At 34.7% G+C, this 20,349-nt stretch carries 23 protein-coding genes; 21 read left to right on the top strand and 2 right to left on the bottom strand.

All coding sequences use genetic code 11. The features are described from left to right. Nucleotides 1-426 precede the first annotated feature (426 nt). Genes IGI72_RS18635 through IGI72_RS18595 form a run of 9 tightly spaced genes read left to right on the top strand, consistent with a single transcriptional unit; the run spans nt 427 to nt 4,137 of the window. Nucleotides 427-1,044 (top strand): hypothetical protein, encoded by a 618-nt coding sequence (locus tag IGI72_RS18635; RefSeq protein ID WP_438755283.1) that lies wholly within the window; start codon nt 427-429, stop codon nt 1,042-1,044. A gap of 54 nt (nt 1,045-1,098) precedes the next feature. Next, nucleotides 1,099-1,308 carry a hypothetical protein gene (locus IGI72_RS18630; protein ID WP_086373288.1) on the top strand — a complete coding sequence of 70 codons (210 nt, stop codon included), beginning with the start codon at nt 1,099-1,101 and terminating at the stop codon, nt 1,306-1,308. Beyond that, nucleotides 1,308-1,748 carry a macro domain-containing protein gene (locus tag IGI72_RS18625; RefSeq protein WP_086373289.1) on the top strand — a complete coding sequence of 147 codons (441 nt, stop codon included), beginning with the start codon at nt 1,308-1,310 and terminating at the stop codon, nt 1,746-1,748. The genes IGI72_RS18630 and IGI72_RS18625 overlap by 1 nt, the downstream gene beginning before the upstream one ends. Before the next feature lie 12 nt (nt 1,749-1,760). Next, nucleotides 1,761-2,264, top strand: a complete 504-nt coding sequence (locus IGI72_RS18620; protein ID WP_086373290.1) for an NADAR family protein — start codon at nt 1,761-1,763, stop codon at nt 2,262-2,264. Nucleotides 2,265-2,281: 17 nt separating this feature from the next. After that, on the top strand, nt 2,282-2,569 hold the full coding sequence (locus IGI72_RS18615) for a hypothetical protein (protein WP_086373291.1): 288 nt from the start codon (nt 2,282-2,284) through the stop codon (nt 2,567-2,569). A gap of 44 nt (nt 2,570-2,613) precedes the next feature. Beyond that, complete coding sequence (locus IGI72_RS18610; RefSeq protein ID WP_086373292.1) at nt 2,614-2,943, top strand: DUF5839 family protein; 330 nt, start codon at nt 2,614-2,616, stop codon at nt 2,941-2,943. Between the two features lie 16 nt (nt 2,944-2,959). Then, nucleotides 2,960-3,238, top strand: a complete 279-nt coding sequence (locus IGI72_RS18605; RefSeq protein WP_438755279.1) for a hypothetical protein — start codon at nt 2,960-2,962, stop codon at nt 3,236-3,238. Beyond that, nucleotides 3,231-3,719 (top strand): hypothetical protein, encoded by a 489-nt coding sequence (locus IGI72_RS18600; protein ID WP_438755277.1) that lies wholly within the window; start codon nt 3,231-3,233, stop codon nt 3,717-3,719. Before IGI72_RS18605 ends, IGI72_RS18600 begins: the two co-directional genes overlap by 8 nt. A gap of 16 nt (nt 3,720-3,735) precedes the next feature. Continuing rightward, a complete protein-coding gene (locus IGI72_RS18595) occupies nt 3,736-4,137 on the top strand; it encodes a hypothetical protein (RefSeq protein ID WP_438755276.1) in 402 nt (133 codons plus the stop codon). 442 nt (nt 4,138-4,579) lie between these two features. Here IGI72_RS18595 and IGI72_RS18590 read toward each other — a convergent pair whose 3' ends face one another. Together IGI72_RS18590 and IGI72_RS18585 are read right to left on the bottom strand one after the other, a co-directional pair. Then, nucleotides 4,580-5,206: a hypothetical protein gene (locus IGI72_RS18590; protein WP_438755274.1), complete on the bottom strand. Its 627-nt coding sequence runs from the start codon at nt 5,204-5,206 to the stop codon at nt 4,580-4,582. Continuing rightward, on the bottom strand, nt 5,206-5,979 hold the full coding sequence (locus IGI72_RS18585; RefSeq protein ID WP_086373297.1) for a ParA family protein: 774 nt from the start codon (nt 5,977-5,979) through the stop codon (nt 5,206-5,208). The genes IGI72_RS18590 and IGI72_RS18585 overlap by 1 nt, the downstream gene beginning before the upstream one ends. Before the next feature lie 627 nt (nt 5,980-6,606). On the opposite strand from IGI72_RS18585, the gene IGI72_RS18580 reads away from it, so the two are divergent. The 12 genes from IGI72_RS18580 to IGI72_RS18525 all read left to right on the top strand — a co-directional run bounded on the left by IGI72_RS18580 (nt 6,607) and on the right by IGI72_RS18525 (nt 20,335). After that, nucleotides 6,607-7,455, top strand: a complete 849-nt coding sequence (locus tag IGI72_RS18580; RefSeq protein ID WP_438755272.1) for a hypothetical protein — start codon at nt 6,607-6,609, stop codon at nt 7,453-7,455. 517 nt (nt 7,456-7,972) lie between these two features. Then, nucleotides 7,973-8,716, top strand: a complete 744-nt coding sequence (locus IGI72_RS18575) for a hypothetical protein (RefSeq protein WP_413155930.1) — start codon at nt 7,973-7,975, stop codon at nt 8,714-8,716. A 74-nt stretch (nt 8,717-8,790) separates the two neighbouring features. After that, nucleotides 8,791-9,312 (top strand): hypothetical protein, encoded by a 522-nt coding sequence (locus IGI72_RS18570; RefSeq protein WP_438755270.1) that lies wholly within the window; start codon nt 8,791-8,793, stop codon nt 9,310-9,312. A gap of 19 nt (nt 9,313-9,331) precedes the next feature. Beyond that, the gene (locus tag IGI72_RS18565) at nt 9,332-10,840 is read left to right on the top strand and encodes a hypothetical protein (protein ID WP_438755268.1); all 1,509 of its coding nucleotides are present in this window, start codon (nt 9,332-9,334) and stop codon (nt 10,838-10,840) included. 23 nt (nt 10,841-10,863) lie between these two features. Then, nucleotides 10,864-11,601 carry a hypothetical protein gene (locus IGI72_RS18560; RefSeq protein ID WP_086373303.1) on the top strand — a complete coding sequence of 246 codons (738 nt, stop codon included), beginning with the start codon at nt 10,864-10,866 and terminating at the stop codon, nt 11,599-11,601. Between the two features lie 21 nt (nt 11,602-11,622). Continuing rightward, entirely contained in the window at nt 11,623-13,143 is a 1,521-nt protein-coding gene (locus IGI72_RS18555; protein WP_438755266.1) for a Mov34/MPN/PAD-1 family protein, read from the top strand. A 14-nt stretch (nt 13,144-13,157) separates the two neighbouring features. After that, complete coding sequence (locus IGI72_RS18550; RefSeq protein WP_438755264.1) at nt 13,158-14,252, top strand: ThiF family adenylyltransferase; 1,095 nt, start codon at nt 13,158-13,160, stop codon at nt 14,250-14,252. Next, a complete protein-coding gene (locus IGI72_RS18545; RefSeq protein ID WP_086373306.1) occupies nt 14,252-14,833 on the top strand; it encodes a reverse transcriptase-like protein in 582 nt (193 codons plus the stop codon). The genes IGI72_RS18550 and IGI72_RS18545 overlap by 1 nt, the downstream gene beginning before the upstream one ends. Before the next feature lie 332 nt (nt 14,834-15,165). Then, complete coding sequence (locus tag IGI72_RS18540) at nt 15,166-15,555, top strand: hypothetical protein (protein ID WP_438755262.1); 390 nt, start codon at nt 15,166-15,168, stop codon at nt 15,553-15,555. Nucleotide 15,556: 1 nt separating this feature from the next. Then, the gene (locus tag IGI72_RS18535; RefSeq protein ID WP_438755260.1) at nt 15,557-16,411 is read left to right on the top strand and encodes a metallophosphoesterase; all 855 of its coding nucleotides are present in this window, start codon (nt 15,557-15,559) and stop codon (nt 16,409-16,411) included. 116 nt (nt 16,412-16,527) lie between these two features. Next, nucleotides 16,528-16,812, top strand: a complete 285-nt coding sequence (locus IGI72_RS18530; protein WP_086373310.1) for a hypothetical protein — start codon at nt 16,528-16,530, stop codon at nt 16,810-16,812. Further along, entirely contained in the window at nt 16,799-20,335 is a 3,537-nt protein-coding gene (locus IGI72_RS18525) for a DNA polymerase III subunit alpha (RefSeq protein ID WP_438755258.1), read from the top strand. Before IGI72_RS18530 ends, IGI72_RS18525 begins: the two co-directional genes overlap by 14 nt. Nucleotides 20,336-20,349: the final 14 nt, after the last annotated feature.

Here is a 20,349-nt window from a genome sequence, read left to right as displayed (position 1 = left end):
GGACCTCAACATTAATAATGGAAGACCTAGTATAAAGGGTACTACTTACGAAGCTTCATTTATTATCGAAATTTTTTTCTCAACTGATACTTTTGAAGAGGGGCACGCCCTTCTGGTCACAAGATACAAATTTAGTGAATCTGAAATCAGCGAAGCAATTAGACTCTTTAAATATGACTGCTTCTTATCGAAAGACTTTGATTAAGGGACCTTGTGTCCCTTTATTCTTGACCTTCAAACTCAATACATATTTGACTTACCTTTCCTTTAGTTTACTCCCTATTACTTCTTGAAAAGTAAGTTGAATATGTATATAGGGAGAACTGTCGTGAAACTTAGTTTTTTAGCTAGCTACTTAGGACGTCATATTTTCTTCATGTGACAATCGTTGTAGGTAAAAGGATAAGAAATGAAAGAGGAGTTCTAGTGAACAAGAAGAAAGTTTTATTATCTGTTGTCGTTGCTTCAGTTTTTGTGTTTGGTGGCATTGTTGGATATGCTGCTTCTACAAAATGGTCATTTGCTCAGAATATTAACCAAATATATGAGAACTTTAGTAAGTCTTTGAGGTACGGAAAAGAAAAAGCACAGGCTGTAGACGAACTGACTGAACAGCTAAAAGCTGAAAGTCAGATAAAGAATGGTCTTCAAGAAGAAATAGCCAGCTTGAGAAAACAAATTCAGGAAAAGATTGATGAAGGTAATAAAAAGGTAGCAGTCAAACAAGCTGAATTAGACCAGAAGCAACTTGAATTGGACAATCGAGTTGCGCAATTAGGTCTCGAAAAACAACAAGCGTTAGATAGCTTGAGGGCTGAGTACGAGAAGAAGATATCGATGATTTCTTCTCAAAATGAAACAGTCATAAGACAATTACAAGACTCTTTATCCTCAAAAGAAAATGCATTATTAGAGTTAAACGGCAAAATTAGTTCAATGTCTTCAGAAATTGAAACTTTGAACAATAGTAAAGAAGACTTGGAGAGAACTGTTGAATCCCTACGGGTATATACAGATGAAGAACTCGCTAAGCAAAACAAGTAAATTTATGTTCCCTCTTATTCTGAGAGGGAACTACATAAAAAGGGGGGCCTACTCATGGTAGATATCAGAACAAGCTATATCGTTTATGATGTAAAGATAAACTCACCATCATGCAACAAAGAAATCAAAAACATAACTAAGCTGGAATACCCTCAGGTTAATTTGTTGAAACTTACAAAATCTGACGGGAGCATCGTTCTTATTGTATTAGATTTACTTCATGACCCAGTTATTGAATTAAATGCTTCTGGAGGGCTCGTATAATGGGTATCATAGTTGAAGGTAATATCCTTAATATCAAAGAAGGTATCATCATCCAGCAGGTCAACTGTAAAGGAAAAATGAATTCTGGAATCGCAAAATCCATCGCTACAAAGTATCCGATAGTAAAAGAAAGATATTTAAAGGTTTGTTCTCTGAATACGGCAGATAATTTATTAGGAAAGATGCATTTAGTAAAAGTCGATACTAATTTATTTTTCTTGAACTCTTTTAGCCAGTTCTCCTATGGTCGAGACAAGAATGTTAAGTATACTGATGAGCAACTGTTAATCAACAATATTAATAGAGCTATGAGCTTGTCGGTACAATATAAATTACCCTTATTTGCACCTTGTTATATCGGTTGTGGATTAGGAAATGGTGTTTGGGAAAATATTTTAAGTGGAACTAAAAATACGCAAGTAACATATTTAAAGATTTAAGGAGGAAAACCAATGTCAGATTATGTATTCTTTTGGGGACATACTGGAGACGGTAAATCTCTTGGAAAAGAAGTTTTTAGCCAATGGTTCCCTGCAAGCTTCCAAGCAGACGGACGTATCTTCAGCACAACAGAGCAATGGATGATGTTTCAAAAGGCTGTTTTGTTTAAAGATAATCATACAGCTAGTTTAATACTTCGTGAACCAGACCCTAAAAAAATTAAAGCACTTGGAAGAAAAGTTAAGAACTTTGATGAAAAGACATGGGATAAATACAAGTACGCTATTGTATTGAAGGGTAACTACTTGAAATTTACACAAAACAGAAAATTGTTGCAGGTACTATTATCTTATGAAGGGAAGACATTTGTTGAAGCATCTCCCTATGACAAGGTATGGGGTATAGGCTTAAGAGCAACGGATAAAAGAGCTTTAACTGAAACTACTTGGCAAGGAGAAAATCTTTTAGGAAAGGCTCTAACAAAAATTGCTAACGATTTAAAAGATATGTATTAAAAACAGGAGGGTTCACTGTGGAGAATCATGTTCCTATATTTTTCAAAGATAACCACGATATCTTAAGAGCGGGCTTCTTTATTGGTGAAGTTGAGATTGAAGGAAAACAATACTCAATTATCGGGTCAGGCTCTTCTTCTGAAAAGAACATTTATCTACCTTCTACACGAGTATCTCTAGACCTCAATTATTTAAAAAATCTAGATAGCAAATCAACTATCAGAAATATTGAGAAAGGTGTTTCGCTTTCCAGTAAATCAATGGCTAGCAGAAAGATATGTCATACTTATTATATTGACATATAAATTGAACGGGAATAGAGGTAAATAAAGAAGGGTGGAAGGAAGTTATGAAATTAAGATTAATTAGTGGATACCACATCAATAAGAATGGAGTTTTTAAACAGAAGGAGTTTTATTGGCGTGTTCCCAATACTCCGATATTTAGTAATCTGGCTCCCGGAGATGTTGTTATGGTCCGTTCCAAAGCTCAAGTGTCGCCTGTAGTTGTTGTCTCGGTAATCAATGATGTCAGTATTGATGACTACCGTCAACACAAAGAAGTGACTTCTCTTATGTTTAAGAAAGAGGTACTTAATGAAGTTATGGGAATAAATAAATTGCGATTACCAAACAAGAAACTTAGTGTGTTTATTCCTAAAGCTATTACAAGTATTTAAAAGGGGAGAAGAAGTTTTGCATGATTTAATTATTCCATTAATTAAGAAACTTGATTTAGAGGAAGAACTATTCGAAGTAGCAATTAAATTAACAGATACTGAAAAAAAGACTGTATCTGAATTATATGATTGTTATTTAAGTATGGCCGCTGAACTAGATGATGAACATCAAGCATTTAAATTCACTTTGAATAAGGTGATTGACTCTGCAGAAATTAATCAATCAATACTTTTAGGAATTCTATTTAAGATTAATATGGATGAATATTGTATTACGGAGTTTCAAGATGCATGAAGGTTGGGGTCGTTCTCTTAGCAATAGATTGAGCATTTTTTTGGAAATAAAAGTGAAAACTAGAAGTACTCGAAGCATAGATACAAACTACCTTTCAATAAAAAAGTTTGTTGGCAAGAATTATGAGATAGTTGATATTTCTGACGCTATTTTTAATCTAGAAGATTTTAAGGAGTATGATTATTTTACAGAATTTACATTATCTATTGAATTTAACGGTTACATGAACAAATACTGGGGAAATGATATTGGCCGTGGACTTAGAGATTCTCCTGATTTTATCTATGGAGGTAATTTCATATCAGATATTTTGTATGACAAGAATCTACTGCTATTTCAACTGGAATATACAAAGGACAATTTATCACTTAATAACTTAAATTCATTTATTCAGCTTGATTATTTTGAGATAGATTTTAAGAGTAGAAGGCATAATCATATGTCCAGAAAATGGCTAAATTTCCCGTTAAAAATAAATTAAATCTAGGAGGATAAAGATGTTTGAGTTCCTAAAATCACTTATTTATACAGATACAGAACGGTTTTTGTTTTTATCTCAATGCCAATTTCATATTGAGCAAGCAACAGATAGTAGTGCTTCAGAAAAGATACTTAAAAAAGTCAATTTAGAAGAACTAAATCCCAAGTACATCCCATTGAATACGACTGTTAAGATAATCCGTGTAGTTAGTCCTGAAAAAGAAATTCTCTCTGTCGGTGACACAGTTAAGATAGAGAAGTATGATGAAAGTGGCTTTCCTATGGCGTATACTAATTCTGGTATTCTTACAAGAATTTACCCAGATGCGTATGCTTTAACTACTAATGCTTATCACAATGTAAGATTGAAGGAGCAAAACCGGCTAGGTATTTTAGCAGAAGTAAAAAGTATTCTCTGAATTTATTAATACCTTTCCTCGAAATAGGTTTTTATTAATTAGAGTGATTAAACTAAATGCATTGATAACTAATCTCATAACTTCTTAACACATGATAAACCCATTTTCATTTGAGTATGAAGTCAGTCAGGTTCATGTTATCTGTCAGTGTATGGTAAAAGAGTATCTCGTAATTCATACAGTTATACTTGTTTCTAAAAGTTACGATTAATTGAATCGTAACATGGAATAGACTAACAAGTTGCTCTTTTCCAATTGATATGAAAAAAAAGCCCTCTTAGTTTCCGCTAAGTGGGCCGTAAATTATTATGCGTAAATAATTATACATTCATCAGGTACTATTATCAATAAACAATCTGCAAACAGGCAATTTATACAATTATTACAATTTTTATGCCATAGATAAGTCGAGAGACAGGAAAAATCCTGTCTCTTTATTTTGTTATTTGTTTTCGATTAAGGATTCTAGATGACCTTTTATCGTTGCTGCTTGAGTAACCAACAAGGCTCTCATCGAAGATAAATCAGTCCCCAGGCTCTCTGCAGTTAAAATAGATAGTGATTGGGGAAGTTCGTTAATTTCTTTATTCAAAGCAGTTACTTTTTGGTATAGTTCTCTTTCATTAGTTACACCAATTTTTTTAAAGAACTTAGGTTCAAGATAATCATCTCGGAGTTCAAAGTTTTCATTATCCTCAAATTTTGAAGGGCGCATTTTGAACCATTTTCTCAATTCTTTTTCTGCTTTGAAAAAAGGAAATATTTCCTTCCCAGCTTCCTCAACTGCGACCCCTTGTTCTTCCAATAGTCTCAGAATCGCAATATCGACCAAATCACTGAATTTCAAATCTTTAGAGCGAGCGAACGTTTTTAGCAAGCCAATCGATGTGTCTTTTAAATTAAAGGTGATTCTAGTTGAACTTGTTCTAATCAATGATTCTAAAGAAAATTGTGGTTGGCTTGTATTCATGAATCCAAATGCGTTAGATTTAACAGTATCTTTTGATTTGTCATGGAAATCGTTTAAAGCCGGCATTTCGATATTATCAAATTCAAATTTTTTAGCCATTATTTCTTACCCTTTCCAGACAAAACATCAACACGGTCCATAAGTTCTTTAAATGCATCTGCATAATAGACATTAAGAAGAATTGAATTATCTGAGCCTTTCTCTGAGATTCCGTATTCGCTCCAATCCTGAGCTACGACACGAGCTGGTACCACTGTTTTAAATACACTTGCACCGTAAGTCTCTTGAATTTCAGCTAATTTACGTTTGTTGTGATTGTTTCTATCTCTCATTGTTGCAAGGATGCCTGCCATTTGCACTTGGCTATCCGTTTGCTGCTGAATTCGATAAATAGTATCTAATTGTTCACTTATTCCTTTTACAGATAGGTGATGGGTTTGAGTACTGATTAATGCATAGTCGGCGACACCGATGCCTGCTAGGGATGCAGGTTGCAAGCCTGGAGGATTATCAATAAATATAATGTCATAAGGTAAGGATTTGAGCATAGCTCTAAGAGGTTTGATTACCTGAAGGGCTACCTTTGGTTCGAACCCATAAAGTGATGGTCCGAAAGTAATTAAATCTAGGTTTTCTTTGATTTCATTACTTTGAATATTTTGCTTTAAGAAATCAGAACTGACAATATCTTCAGTATTCTCTGTACCTAAAAGTAAGTCTTTAATTTGGTCTTGCTGGTCCAAATCCATAGCGCAAGTTTCATAATTACGTTTTGCTGATATAGTTGATAATGCTGCTACAGTAGTTGATTTCCCTGAACCGCCTTTACCATTTGTCACAGAGAAAATAAGAGGTTCAACAAATTTGGGCATTAGTGTTCTCCTTTAAATCTTTTTTCTTTCATTCTACCAGATAATACTTATTTCAACAAATTTTTAAATAAAGTTAGTAATAAAAAAAGTAATAAACATGAGGGGGTAGAAAATACCGGTTTGTTAAATGAAAGTTAACAGCCATTATTGATGCATTACAGTAATATAATGAGCGTAAGATTAAAAAAATATAAATAGCAAATTTTTTTTGCAAAAGATATATATGCTATATACTTCATTTTTTTGGGACTACAACTGCTACTATAAGGATATTTCTCCTTAATCTCGACACTAACAATAAAATAATTTTTATAAAACATAAGAATGTAAACGTTCAAAAAGTAAAAGTTTGATTAGTAATTAAACTAAATTATGAGAATTCTATTATATCAGTATATTAAAAAACGGTTGATATCCTTTAATAACGCTGATTGTAAGTTTTCTGTAAAGAAATAGTTCTCATTTGAGCCGTTTTTTGGCTCCAAAGGCCTTTGAATTTTTGTCATTTTTTATATATAATCACTTTATCGCTTGAGACTGACGTAATTAACAATTCTTCAGGCTTTAAGTAATTTTTTAAACACGTTTCGACCACTAACATTTATATAGGCTGAAGGAGCAAAAAGCATGGTAAAAATTATGGATAAAGAAGAGTTGGTTTCATTGAAGGTTTCTCAAGGCGAAGCAGTTGTAACAGCTGAACCTGTCTTAGAGAAAAAGGCAACAGTTTTACATGTAATTGGTGACAGCAACAACTGTGTTAACGAAGTCAGATATTTGTTGGCTAGAAAAAATGAAGGATATCAAGAGGTGGATATGTCTCAATATGGTATCGTTTTCTTAGGAAATTATTTTAGTGGGGACCCCGGTTTTGTTGAAATGGCAAAATACATGTTGCTGCTAAGAAGCTCAGATAGAAAAACGATATTTTTGAGAGGTTACAATGAAACACTTATCGTTAAATACTTATTACAAGAAAAGTTAAATGATTCTGAAGTTGATGATACAATGGAACTTGTTGATTCAATTTCAAGACAGTTAGGATACCCGTTGGAAAATTTACAAGAGATGAATCTTCCCCTTTATAATCTCTTTCTTGAAACAAGATTATGGTACGACAATTATAACTTTATTTTTTGCCCAGCTTCAATAAATCTTGATGCTGCATGGAAAACCACAAGTGTTGACAGATTTTTCCTGGATGAACAGGATATGTCTAACAAGAAGAATCACACAGGAAAAGTTATTGTCTTTGGACATTATGCTTCTTCAGAATTGAATCGTTCTATTGGGCTAAAACAAAGAAAACACGATGTAGCCTTTTGGCAAAGTAATGACCAAACCAAAATATGTTTAAATGGTGAACCTGCTTCGCCTGGTTCTGGTAAGGTATTGGGTATGTTCATTCATAACGAAGAAACACACCCACTTTCCAGCCGAGTAGGACGTAAAAAGCCTATTGTTGATGAAATTTGAATATAAAGATTAAAGAAGGATGAGGAAATCCTTCTTTTTTTTTGCGTATTTTTATTTTTTTGGTGTTTACAAATTGATTGGGTGGGTTTTATTTATGATTAGTCGAGAGGGGCTACGCCCATTATTCAAAAGGAAAAATAAATAAAAAAAAGGTGATTATATGAATGTTAGAGCTGTTCTTTATGTGACCGATTTTCAAAGTAAATGTCCGGATTGTCAAACAGAATTAACCGTTGCCTCTGATGAAGCATTACTTGAAGCTGGAGAAGGATGTTACCTCTCAGTGTGTCAAGGTTGTGGTCGTGCAGTTGCAATTTTGTCGGAAGACGTCATTCTCCAAAATGAACTCAGAGTAGCATTGCCACTAGAAATAGGATTCTAGAGGGGCTACGCCCATAGGAATTAAAGGGTTCTTAAAACGAAACATTGCCATTATGGCAGTGTCTACACCTGGTTGCGCTGGTGTACTGAAGAAGTTAGCAAAAGACCAAAAACAAAATTATTGGAGGAATTTGACATGTCAAAAAATATTTTGAAGTACCAAGGTAACGTAATTGAAATCCCTGCAGGAGTAACAGTTGAAAATGCTCGTACATTATTGGCTAGTACTTATCCTGAAATCGCAAATGCAGAATACACACAGTCTATGGACCCAGTTACTGGAGATGTAACAACTGAATTCACTGTTAAATCTGGTACAAAAGGTGCAGATACAGTCCAAGCTGTTTACCAAAACAGTACCATCCCATTGCCTGCTGGAACGACAGCTGACCAAGCAAAAACATTGCTTGCATTGACTTATCCTGAAATTTCGAATGCTGATGTAAATGAATCAGTTGTAAATGGTGTACGAACTATAGCATTTACTGCTAAGTCTGGTACAAAAGGTGCAGATAGCGTTCAAGCGGTCTATCAAAACAGTATCATCCCATTGCCTGCTGGAACAACAGCTGACCAAGCAAAAACATTGTTGGCTTTAACTTATCCAGAAATTTCAAATGCTGATGTGACTGAAACTGTAGCAAACGGTGTGCGTTCAATCACGTTTGCAGCTAAGTCTGGGACAAAAGGTGCAGATACCGTACAAGCGGTTTATCAAAACAGTATTATTCCTTTGCCTGCTGGCACTACGGCTGACCAAGCAAAAACATTGCTTGCGTTGACCTATCCAGAAATTTCAAACGCTGATGTAACCGAAACTGTAGCAAACGGTGTACGTTCAATTACATTTGCAGCTAAATCTGGGACTAAAGGAATTTAATATTCTTTTTCCATTATAGAGAGAGTCGGTCTTTAGGACACTCTCTCTATTTTTAAAAAAAATGAGGTGGCGTTATGTATGATTACGAAACTATTGGTCAATTTTTAGAAAAAAGCGAACTTTTGAAGAGTCCAAATAGTATATCAGATGAACAAAAAAATTTATTACTTATGACAAGGCTGGAATCAGTAGGACAATCAGCTGATGAAAACCAAATTAATGTTCAAAAAGCTATTGTTAGCAATGTTCTTACATTCTTCAATAATTCAAAAAAAAGGGTAGAAAATATCTTAGCAGCTCCTATTCCTAAGGAAGAAGTATTCTTACTACTTGATGAAGAAGGGAAAACATTATTTGAAAGATTTTCCAAATTGTCTTTCGAGGAGTTTAGTGCTCTTTCGGTGGAAGAAAAAATTGAATTCGGCACACTTAAGTTAAATCTTGTCGCAGCTCTTCAAACAGTTGTGGATAACTATAAAGAACAGCTTGTGCGTCTACAGGACCAGGATTATCGAAAAGTTAGAGATTTAACCAGTAGAATTTCAATGGTACAGAGTATCAGCATTCCTATTGACGACGAGGATGATTTTATTTAGAAAGGAGAGTTCCAAGTAAATGGTTAATATTTACGATGCGACACAACTAAGTAATTTTCGAGAATCATTAGAAGTATCGAATTATTTTTTGGCCTTATCGATGGCTTCAACAGAGCAAATCGCTGAACAAAATAGAGAAGTTAAATTGTCTGTAAATCCAACTATCAAAAGTCATCTAAAAGATTATTTTGGTCTTAATAAAGACAACACAATCTTTAGTGGTTCTATGTTTGATTATGATTCTGCCAGTGACTATTTGACACAATTGATTTCACTTCATATCAATACTGATAATTTTTCTTTTTCTACAGGTTTAGAAGAAAGAACATATAACTTTACTTTTAAAGGTAAGAATCAGTTACGTGCTTTGCACCTAGCTCAAATCCATCAAGACAATCCTATTTGGAAGGAAATTGTTGAGGGAGAATTATCTGAAGACGAACTTTCAATGCTAAATACATTAATCGAGATTTTAAATCATCGAACTATCTTTTCAGAAAGTAGTGGGTGGCACAGTGCAGAATCATTTGGAACTCATGGTTTTACCATAGATAAAACTTATGATGTAGGTGACTGGACTTGTATTGTCGATTACACAATGATAATGATTTATGTGCAAATTGCAACTGACTTGTTAGTCTTAAAATATGAACAACTATTAAATGCTTTGAATGAATATCGTGCAAATCAAATTCGTTTCATTAATGAAAATATCAACAAGGGAAGAGCCGCCTTTTCTGATTATTTGAAGAACAAGGTTGTATCCAATACTGATGAGTTTTTAACCGATGAAATGAAGAAATTTATGAGTCAAACCAATGTAGATAAATTGCTGATTTGGGAAGATTTCAGTGATAGAGGTTTGTATTTTAACGTCTACTCTAATGTTAATGATGAAGAAGAGCCTTGGATTATTTTACCGCCAATTCCATTTGAGTCAGTTATTGAAGGCTATACCTATGAAGCTACATTCAAGTATGTAGGAAAAGTAGATAAATCGACTGACGGATATTATCAAGAGCATGAGATGGAGAACGATTATGTATGTGCAATAAATACAGAATTGTTTATGGAAGTTCTTAGACAGGAATACAATATCGATTTGTCAAATGCAGAAAAATGGTTTATGAATCAAACTTACGAAATGTTATTTGCACAAGAGCATTTCTCATTTGACGAAATAACTGGAACTTTAGAAGTGGAAAACAACCTTTATGAAGGTGTGTCTTTCACAGAAGATGACCATGGACAAATTTCGTTCTTCTTTGAAGAGGAAGACAATCAGGAAGTCAGAACCAGTTCCGAGTTTAAAGTAAATATTGGTGGGACACCCCCTGTACTAACTGTAAAACATAGGGACCTAGAAAATAGACATGAATTTGAAGAAGGAGAGTTTATCGATAATTCTAAGATACAGACTGTTGGATATGAACTAATTCATTCATTTGAAAATGTTGTACCTACACCAAGTATGTTGATACCTGTTATGGGACCAGATGGAACTATGCCTTTTGTTATTCGAAACTAGAACGATTATGGAGGAAATTAACCATGCAAGAAACAACTATAAAATTAAATGAATCTGGCATCGCCACGATTCAAACCAATAATTCAGGAATTAATTCTGAGAAAATTATCTCATTTGAACAATTAGGAATGGCTTTTAATTCTTACGCTTCTTTCGAAAGTCCGTTACTACCTGGCGACTCTGGTTTACTAAAGTACACTACATCAGGTGATATTGAAAAGTACATTTACGTAACTCCTCCACAAAAGATTATTACTAATCATTTTTGCGGGGATGAAGACCCTGAAGATTTTGAAACAGCTGTTCCTTATTTAATTTGGTTTATTAAAGTAAGGAAAATTGGTGAAAATCGTCGTGAAATTAGAAGCTCGTATGTGTTTAGTTTACAACATCAAATTTTATCTGAACAAGATACTTTGTATGTTTGTCCGCTTCCGAATGTGTTTGACAATGGAAGCATTTGTTGGGGTAGCTTTAATCCTCAGTTTACTTCTGTTCGTTCTATCCAAAGTATTTTCACTCAGTTTATGGGGTCAAACACAAACCGTGATTTAGAGTGGAGTAGATTTAGTAGTGGTTTAGATAATCCTAGCTCAAGAAGACGTTCAGGAAGTCAGATTCAATCACCAACAGATTATCTTGAAGCATCAGATTACTTCTATAAGCAGGAAAATAAATCTACTGAAGAAATCCTGAGTTATATGCTTTCTAATCTTCGAACTGCAAACCAATCAATTAAGCATGTCTTTGACCGATTATAATAATGAAATGGAGAGATATTAATGTATCAATCAAAAAACACCCCTTTAGTTGGGGCTTATAAAGCACCTGCACCAAAGCCTGTGGAATTAACCCCAGAGCTTATTGCTTTTCAACAAAAATTCTTAGCTGAAACTCAAGATAGAAAATTTGCACCGGTCGCTGAATACGAAAAAGAAGTGACGATTGTAAGTGCTGGAAATGGTATTTTCCGTGTACGTAAAACGCCAGTAGCGCTATTTATTCAAAAAATTAGCGACGCTAAAATCCCTGGAGTACCGGATATGAAAGAAGAAGCTATTTTGCTTGTTCCCAAAATCCCTATGAAATATATTGTTCAAATTCTTACCTTTTATCGTGATGTTCACGCTAAGGACAAAACGGAAGCTTGTGCAAATTTCTATTGGAATCACAACAATGTTCCAGTACCTAATTATGATGGAGTCGTTCAAGACGGACAACTAATTGTTTTTTGTCCATTCCAACGCAATAGCAGCGCAGAAACAAACTTCGAATCTGGTGTAAACACTCGTGGTGAAGAAATTGCTTGGTTCCGACAAAACATGTCACCTTTATTAGAAACTCATAGTCATCATACTATGGATGCATTTTGGTCTGGCACTGATGATTCAAATGAGAATTACCCTCAGTTTTATCTAGTTTTAGGGAAAATTACTTCTGACCAAATTCGTTTTGAGTTCCGATGGTGTGAAGGGGATAAGAAGATGAACAAACTATCCCCATCTCTTTTAATTGACTGGCCTCAAATTACTCAAGTACAAGAAAAATTTGAAACAACAAAAACAACTATTACAGTGAGTAGTTTAGAAGGTTCGTTTTTACCTGAATCTATTGTTTCTGATTTAGACCAAAATGCATCTTATTCACAAGAGGCTAATGGAGAAGTTAAAACTGAGACACTAACTAAGGATTACGATGGGCCTTTTGAACGTGCTGAATATCCATCAGAATGGTTAGAAAAGCAACATCATCCATCATTTGTCGCATACAACTATGGCGGATTCTACGGAGGTACAGCGGCTGGAAAAAAGTCGGTAGGGACTCCTGGGATTGGGATGACTCCGAATGGGACAACTGGGAGAAATCTAGGGTATCCAAACGTGGGAACAAACCCAAGGGGAATAAAAACGGTAAATGGGGTAGAAGAGTTAAATGATGTTCAACAAGTAGATTTGTTTGAAGACTCTATTGGAGGTAATTATGCCTATCAAGGTTCTTACGAAGATTTCGGAGAGATAGGCATTTATGAAAATTATAACCAACTGCCTTATAAAGAACAGTTAGATGTAGATAATATCGTAAAAGAAATGGCAAACGGTCCATTATCTACGCTTGTGAGTTGTATGGATATTGAATTTAATCTAGGTGTCGATTATGACCAAACGTTAACTAAAGAACAGGAAGAAGAAATGAAGGCTATTGAAGATGATGCTCAATTGTTTTCGGAGAACTTAGTTGAGGCAATCACTAAGAATCCTAACAAAGAAGCATTAAGAACTATTCTAACGACAATGTATAATTAAGGGGATGTAAAGTAATGGAAATTACATTAGAAAAGGTTTTACAATTTCAACCGGAAGAACAAACTACGTATCACTTTTTAGTAGTAGGCGCAGGGGGCACTGGCGGGTACCTTCTGCCTAACCTTGCTCGTCAAGTCTCATTATCAAACCAAGTGATGAAAGGCCAAGGATTTCGACCTCATACAATCACAGTCATCGATGCAGATGATGTAGAGGAAAAGAATTTAACACGGCAAAACTTCATTCCCAATGATATTGGCAAAAATAAAGCAAAAGTTCTCGCTACAAGATATGCGAAATCATTTGGTGTGCCTATTTCGTATATCGAAGAGTATATCGAGAGTGTAATGCAAGTAAATGAATATTTGCAAAATATTACTAGTAGTGTGTTTCAGAATCCTGATAATGGGTCTGTAAAACAAATGCGTGTCGTGGTCATTGATTGTGTGGATAATACAAAAACGAGACATTTTCTTAAAACTGCTGTATCTAATTTTACTCGATGCCCAACTGATTTTATTTCTTCGGGAAATGAAGAACGAGCTGGTCAAGTTGTTTTTGCACCGAATCAAAATATTGGAAATAAGCTTTCCTTATTTAGAGCTCTTGATAAGGATGATAATAAACTAATTGTAACTAGCTCAAGAGCTACTTTCCCGAATCCTATGGAAATTTTTCCAGAGTCGATGCGACCAAAGGATAAACTTCCCTCGGAAGAATCTTGTGCAGAACACGCAGTATCTGCTCCACAAAATATTCATGCCAATATGACAGCTGCGAATATTATTTTTGGTTTTGTAAACAAGTTAATCAATTGTGAACCAATTAGTGAAATGGCCGTATTTTTCAATACAAGTAATTCGTCCACCAAAACTTATTTTGCTAAAAGAAGTGACATCCTACACTTACTTACCATCGAAAATCCTAAAAATCCTTATATGACTTCTTTCTTATCCTTCAAGGGCTTCATCAAAGAGTTTGGGGAGATTAGTGAAGAAGACTGGACAGCTTTGACAGATGCTCGAAAAGAGCTCGTTAAGGAGTCAGAAGAAGCTGTTACAGTAAGACATGCGGATAATATCGATTCTCCTGCTGAGGGAGTAGCATAATGCATTCAAAGATTGAAAAGACAGAAGCTGGGAATTTTTCAGCTTCTCTTTTCTATAATTCAGATAAGCGAAATAAAGGTTTAAAACAACTTACAGGATATATTGATGGCTCTGTTATAGGTAATGATGATTTTAGAAAAGGTCAGGATGAAAGCTTAAAGTTTTTAGGTGCAGGATGCTCTTATCAATTGTTAGATAATGATACTCTCATTTCAAGCGGGGGTTCAGTATTGGAAACTTTCTACGAATTTAGAAATGAAATTATGGCAACAAACTGTCATATTCCAGAATTTGAAGGAGTTTATTTATTACTTTCCAATATTAAAGAGATGTTTGACAGCTTAGACGACATACACTTAGTTGTGAAAACTGACAGCCAAACGGTTATTGAACATCTTTATGGTTCTCGACTTACAAATAACCCTATACAAGCTAGAATCAAGAGCAGTATTTTAGGGATACTTTATCAGTTAGGTAGTTTCGAACTAGAATATATACCACGAAGAGAAAATCATGTCTGCGATTCATTGGCTAAAGAGTATTCAAAAATGAAGATTTCTGGAAAAGGGACAATTAAATGAAGACTATTCTTTTCCATTGGCTAATGAGTTTAACTCTTAAGCCTAGGAGTTTTAATAATAAAATTTTAAATAAAAAATTATGTAAATGTAGGGTTTACACTCTTGATGAGGAAGCTAAGATGATTTCAAGTAATATCTGGAGTGTATTAAAAGAAATAAATGAAGGCAAGTATAAATCCGGATGTTTATTTAACAAAGCTACTAAATTCTCGGAGAAGCGCTACTTATCAGGTCTTTACACATACAATCAGATAGAAAATATTTTTAACGAGTACGGATTTGAACTTTTCTGTACTCCTTAAATTTATTCTCTCATAATAGGAGGAAAATTTTTGGTAAACTACTTTGTTTTTGAAACCTTTGTAAGGTCTGAATATGATGAAATGACATTCTATTTCGATTATGCAATTGATAATAGTCTTTCTTCATCAGAATTTGAAACGGTTAAAATCATAAGAGCGATTGAAGAGACGGCGAATAATTACGACAATGAGGAAATAAATTGTAAAATAAATAGTTTGACTCATAGTATTGAGTCCTACTTTGACAATATAAGCCCTAACATTATTTTTTATCAGTTATCTCGTGTTCAAAAAATGCTAGAAAAGGCATGTAGTGAACTTTATGGAGATAAAGTATTTATTCGACGAAGTAGTATAGGAACCGATGAATTAAAGATTCCTATCTACTATAATAAACTAGCAGAAGAAATGGAGCGTTAAGATGAACATTTTCTTTACCTCGGATACACATTTTGGACACAAAAATATCTGTGGTCCAAACGGCTTTGAAGAGAAGCGAAAAATTTTCAAAGATACCCATGAAATGGATAAAGCAATAATAAAATCATGGAATAAAGTGGTAAATGAAGAGGATACTGTTTATCATTTGGGAGATTTCTTCTTGCATAATTCATATAGAGCATGTATTGATATTATCAATCAATTAAATGGCTCTATTGTATGGATTGCTGGCAACCATGACTCTCACAAAAGTGGGAGAAGGCTAGAGAATTATTTTAAAAACAACAGTGAAGGCTCAAAGGCGAAAATTCAGTTTTGTCCTTCGGGTGAACGCTTAATTGTAGAAGGTTACACCCTTTATTTGAATCATTTTGGACTATTAACTGGACCCAGAAAGAAAATATTCTCAGTCCATGGACACATTCATGCGGCTAAGCCAATGTATCTGAGCCATATAAACGTTGGAATAGACAATATTGAATCTGAGTTCAAGGACATACCTTTCGGAGAACCCATCTCTTTGGATAGTTTGTTGGAATGTGTAAAGAGAAGAGAATCAATAATGGTTGAGAATGGTACGTATTCTATCTATCACAACACAAAATCCATGGAAGTCGGTCAAAAGATTCAAGAAAAGATTCTCCTAAAAAAGGAAAAAGCTTCTATAGACCAAATCATTGAGAGAATAGAAAGTTTTCAAACTTCAGTGTCTTCAAAGAAGTCTTACGACGAACTTTTGAAAGATATCCAAGAATCATTAAAGGATATACAGGAATTAAACCAAATCAAATTCATTGGGGTTTCAGAGGATATCACTAGAACATTTTTTGAATAGAAAAATTAGACTCTTTATTCTGAGAGTCTTTTTTTTATTTCTAATCAAATTTGCTATGGACTTTTTGATTCACTCAGATTACTCAAATTAATATAAAGCACTAAGGAGGCTAACAGATGAGTTTGAATAGATGTTGGGTTTTAGATAATAAAGGAGTTTTTGAGGATACGGAAGAAGGTAGAGCGGCAAGTTTAAACTTGTTTCGAGAATCTTTAAATCTTATGTATCCAGGTTATGAAGTGAGAATAACATCAGAGCTTAATGAAACGGGAAAAGTTAGGGCCTACCATGGAGAAATACTTAATGAATTTGATGAAGTCTGGTATAGAAAATCAAGTCTTACGCTTTTGAACAATCTTCAAAATGCGATTTCAGAGGTGGAAAAATATGTCGTTAACTAATCCAGTTCAATTTACTCACTTGCATACACACACGCCTAAAGGTTCCTTGCTAGATGGATACATGAGAATTGATAAGGCGATTGAAAAGGCATTGGAATGGGGGATGGACTCGCTAGGTATCTCTGACCACGGAACAATGGCTGCTCATCCTGAGTTTAATAACCTTTGTAAAGAAAATGGTATTAAACCTGTTTTTGGAATGGAAGCATACATTACTCCAGATAAAACATTTAAAAAAGCGGACTTTGAGTCTGTTAACTATACAATTTTAACTGATGATGAAGGAACAGCGATTTTAAACAAAAAAGGAAAAGAGCAGTACATATTCAAACTCTTTTCAAAGGAAGAATTTTCTTCCCATTCAGAGAACTTCAGCAATGTATTAGAAATAAGCCCTAAAAGTACAATGAAGAAATTTCTAACTGAAGCCAAGCCGCATATTCAAACCAAAGCTCTTGAAATTCTAGAAAGAGACTATGAGGAATTGGCATTAGCGATGGGAGAAAAACGTCCATTATCCGAACTCAAAGCCAAAGAAAAGAAACCTTACTTACAAATTGCTTCGGATAGAGTGTTGATGGAGAACGTACTAGGTATTGAAGGCGATGCAGCAAGAAGTAATTACTTTCAATGGTTTCCAAGTATATCTCATCTACTTCTAATTGCGCTAAATGACGAAGGATATCGAAACTTAATAGCTTTGAACAACATCGCTCATTTAGAAGGGTTTTATAAAAAGCCCCGGATAGATTATGGAGACATAGCCAAATATGGAAAAGGTATTGCAGCTACAAGTGCTTGTTTAGGTGGAACCATTCCCCAGTTGATTATGAAAGGAAAAATAGAAGAGGCGAAAAAAGAAGTTGAACTTTATAAGAACGCTTTTGATGAATTTTATTTTGAAATTCAACCCTCTAAGCAACCTGAACAATGGCATGTAAACAAAGTCTTGATTGAGTGGTCCAAGGAAATGGGTATTCCCTTAATCGCAACGAGCGATGTTCATATGGTAACACACGATGAGTTAGCTATTCATAAGCAACTTATGAACATAAACAAGGGGAAAGAAGACGATGATGACAATGACATTTCTGTATATGACTCATGCTACTTCATGCATCCGCAAGAGTTTTTAGATAACGGTATTCCTCAAGAAGCTCTACAAAATGCCTATGACTTAGCTCATCGAACGAAGGTCACCATTTTGGATGATAATGACTGGCGCTATCCTGTATGTGAAATACCAGAAGGAGAAGACTACGATACTTATTTAATGAAGCTTGCTGAACAGGGATTATTTATGCGTTTCATGAATGACCAAACCGGGAAGATGGATTGGAATTTATATCATGAGCGACTGTATTACGAATTAGAGGTAATAAGAAATAAAAAGATTTCTGCCTATTTTGTTATTGTATGGGACTTTCTAAATTTCTGTCATGAGAAAAATATTTTGACTGGTCCTGGACGTGGTTCTGCAGCTGGAAGTTTAGTGGCCTATTCTCTCGGTGTGACGAACATTGACCCTATTCGTTGGGATTTGCTATTTGAAAGATTTCTTAATCCAGAACGACCTGGCTTTCCAGATGTGGACTCGGATGTTGATGGAACGAGACGTGCAGAAGTAATTGATTATCTTGGAAATAAATATGGGCACGACAAAGTGACCCAAGTGGGGACCTATATAACGATGGCCTGTAAATCAGTGTTGAAGGATATCGGTAGAGTCCTTGGTATAAACCACGAAGAAATCAATGAATTAAACAAAAAGATTCCAGACCAAATGAAATTGGAAGATGCACTTCTACAAGTTCCAGAAGTCGGAGAATTTATGGAAAAATATCCTGATTTACTTGAACTAGCTTTAGAAACAGAAAGTATGCCGAAAACTTCTTCTGTACATGCTTGTGCAATTGTTGTATCGACAGATAGTCTTATGGATTCAATTCCCTTAATGCGTGGGAAGAACGAAGAGATAGTTTCTCAATACGAGGGACCAGAACTTGAATCTATAGGATTTATAAAGTTTGACTTACTTGGTTTAAAGAACCTTTCTGTTATTGAAGGTGCAAGAGCATTAGTCGAAGAAAAACATGGTAGCGCAATTGATGTTAACAATTACTCCTTCTTTGATGACCCTAAAGTTTTTGAATTAATTCAAAAGGGTGACACTGATGGTATTTTCCAATTAGAGTCAGATGGAATGAAGGGTGTATTCAGAGGTCTTAAGAAAGTTGATTTCGAATCTGTAATTGCTGGTGTTGCTTTGTATAGACCAGGTCCAATGGCAAATATTCCTGCGTATCAAAGAAGAGCGAATGGCACAGAAAAAATTACCTATCTGAGTGAAGAATATGAGCAATTCACCAAAAATACATTCGGAATATTGATTTACCAAGAGCAAGTAATGATGTTGTCTCAGGTAATGGCCGGATACTCCAAAGGTGAATCTGATGTTTTAAGGAAAGCCATCGGTAAGAAGAAAGTAGAGTTACTTGATAAGGCGTTAAATGAACTGAAAACCTCACTAATGCGTAATGGGCACTCTGAGGAGCTTTCTGACAAGATTTGCGAAGAGATTAGACCATTTGGAGCCTATGGATTCAACCGGTCTCATGCGGCTGCATATGCCTTTGTAGCTAGCCAAACAGCATATTTTAAAGCAAGATATCCTTTAGAATTCTTCACTTCCCTCCTTACAGTCAATGCAGCCAAAAAGAAAAAAGTAGTGAAATACATTGAGGATGCTAAAAATCATGGCATTAAAATCTTACCACCGGACATTAATCGGTCAAAACTTGGCTATTCCATTGAAGGCTTCAATACCATTCGGATGGGGTTAGAATCGGTCAATAATCTAGGTAAAGCCGCCATAGATGAAATTGTAGCTAACCAGCCATATTCCTCATTATCTGATTACTCATTAAGAAGTGGCAAGAATGCTATTAATAAAAAGAATATTGAAACATTGTCTCTTTCTGGGGTATTTGACTCATTTTATCCAAGAACGGTTAATAGGATGGAAATTTTGGCTGATGCTTTTGTATCTAAAGGAGACGCCGAAAATGCTAATAAGGCTTATGGAGAGATTGATGTATTTAACAACGTAGCAAAACTTGAAAAAGAAAAATACTACTTAGGCTTTTATTTTTCAGGACATCCACTTGATGGCATTGGAGAAGATATAGATTTGAGCGTACCTGATGGACAAACCGTAAAGGGGAAAGCCATTGTTTCTACAATTAAAGAAATTATCACTAAAAAAGGAGACCCAATGGCATTTATTGATTTCTCCTTTAAAAACGAAGTCGTTTCTTCAGTAGTATTTCCTGACACGTATAACGAAGAAATTGTATTCAGGAAGAAGCAAACAACTTACAGGGATTTGCTAAAAGAAGGAATGGTCGTAGATGTAAGTGGTGTCTTTAAGTATGACTTAAGAAGAGATGAGCGGAGTTTTATCATTACAAAAGTCAATGTACCAGTTAAAGCAAATCGAAAATTCTGGGAATTAGAAATATAAAACGAAAGGGGTAG

This window comes from Enterococcus sp. DIV1059_2 (genome assembly GCF_051713685.1).
GTDB lineage: Bacteria > Bacillota > Bacilli > Lactobacillales > Enterococcaceae > Enterococcus_D > Enterococcus_D casseliflavus.
The sequence above is the reverse complement of the archived record's forward strand: the minus strand, read 5'-3'. Positions and strand labels throughout refer to the sequence as shown.

Bases quoted from the DNA above. Each gene is read 5' to 3' on its own strand.
- IGI72_RS18630 (WP_086373288.1), top strand. From the start codon at position 1,099: ATGGTAGATATCAGAACAAGCTATATCGTTTATGATGTAAAGATAAAC.
- IGI72_RS18625 (WP_086373289.1), top strand. From the start codon at position 1,308: ATGGGTATCATAGTTGAAGGTAATATCCTTAATATCAAAGAAGGTATC.
- IGI72_RS18620 (WP_086373290.1), top strand. From the start codon at position 1,761: ATGTCAGATTATGTATTCTTTTGGGGACATACTGGAGACGGTAAATCT.
- IGI72_RS18610 (WP_086373292.1), top strand. From the start codon at position 2,614: ATGAAATTAAGATTAATTAGTGGATACCACATCAATAAGAATGGAGTT.
- IGI72_RS18600 (WP_438755277.1), top strand. From the start codon at position 3,231: ATGCATGAAGGTTGGGGTCGTTCTCTTAGCAATAGATTGAGCATTTTT.
- IGI72_RS18595 (WP_438755276.1), top strand. From the start codon at position 3,736: ATGTTTGAGTTCCTAAAATCACTTATTTATACAGATACAGAACGGTTT.
- IGI72_RS18590 (WP_438755274.1), bottom strand. From the start codon at position 5,206: ATGGCTAAAAAATTTGAATTTGATAATATCGAAATGCCGGCTTTAAAC.
- IGI72_RS18585 (WP_086373297.1), bottom strand. From the start codon at position 5,979: ATGCCCAAATTTGTTGAACCTCTTATTTTCTCTGTGACAAATGGTAAA.
- IGI72_RS18580 (WP_438755272.1), top strand. From the start codon at position 6,607: ATGGTAAAAATTATGGATAAAGAAGAGTTGGTTTCATTGAAGGTTTCT.
- IGI72_RS18575 (WP_413155930.1), top strand. From the start codon at position 7,973: ATGTCAAAAAATATTTTGAAGTACCAAGGTAACGTAATTGAAATCCCT.
- IGI72_RS18570 (WP_438755270.1), top strand. From the start codon at position 8,791: ATGTATGATTACGAAACTATTGGTCAATTTTTAGAAAAAAGCGAACTT.
- IGI72_RS18565 (WP_438755268.1), top strand. From the start codon at position 9,332: ATGGTTAATATTTACGATGCGACACAACTAAGTAATTTTCGAGAATCA.
- IGI72_RS18560 (WP_086373303.1), top strand. From the start codon at position 10,864: ATGCAAGAAACAACTATAAAATTAAATGAATCTGGCATCGCCACGATT.
- IGI72_RS18555 (WP_438755266.1), top strand. From the start codon at position 11,623: ATGTATCAATCAAAAAACACCCCTTTAGTTGGGGCTTATAAAGCACCT.
- IGI72_RS18550 (WP_438755264.1), top strand. From the start codon at position 13,158: ATGGAAATTACATTAGAAAAGGTTTTACAATTTCAACCGGAAGAACAA.
- IGI72_RS18545 (WP_086373306.1), top strand. From the start codon at position 14,252: ATGCATTCAAAGATTGAAAAGACAGAAGCTGGGAATTTTTCAGCTTCT.
- IGI72_RS18535 (WP_438755260.1), top strand. From the start codon at position 15,557: ATGAACATTTTCTTTACCTCGGATACACATTTTGGACACAAAAATATC.
- IGI72_RS18530 (WP_086373310.1), top strand. From the start codon at position 16,528: ATGAGTTTGAATAGATGTTGGGTTTTAGATAATAAAGGAGTTTTTGAG.
- IGI72_RS18525 (WP_438755258.1), top strand. From the start codon at position 16,799: ATGTCGTTAACTAATCCAGTTCAATTTACTCACTTGCATACACACACG.